We start from the raw sequence: 311 nt of genomic DNA, 5'->3' as shown, positions 1-311 counted from the left end.
CGCTCGATCCGGCGCCCGCCGTGCCGCCGGCCCCGGGGGTCCGGTTCGGGCGCGCCGACACGCCCGGGCCCGCCGTGCTGACCACACCGCCGGTCTCCGAGCGCCCCGCCGGGGACGCGCCGACCATGCTCGCCCCGCCGCCCGGCCACGACGAGCCGGCCGGTCCGCCCGTGCCCGGCCCGGGTGCCGAGGCGGCGACCGTCCTGCTGCCCGACGGCCTGCGCACCAACGGCGCCGGGCTGTCCGGCGAGCCGCGGGCCGGTTCCGAGGCGGCCACCATGCTGCTGCCCGAGGGCGCTCGGCCGGGCCTC

1 pseudogene is annotated in these 311 nt (G+C 83.3%); it reads left to right on the top strand.

The window, feature by feature from the left end:
- Window positions 1–311, top strand: a pseudogene (locus BI06_RS50915) (hypothetical protein); the annotation flags it as partial.

This window comes from Kitasatospora sp. MBT66 (assembly GCF_000710405.2).
Classification (GTDB): Bacteria; Actinomycetota; Actinomycetes; order Streptomycetales; family Streptomycetaceae; genus Kitasatospora; species Kitasatospora purpeofusca.
The sequence above is the reverse complement of the archived record's forward strand: the minus strand, read 5'-3'. Positions and strand labels throughout refer to the sequence as shown.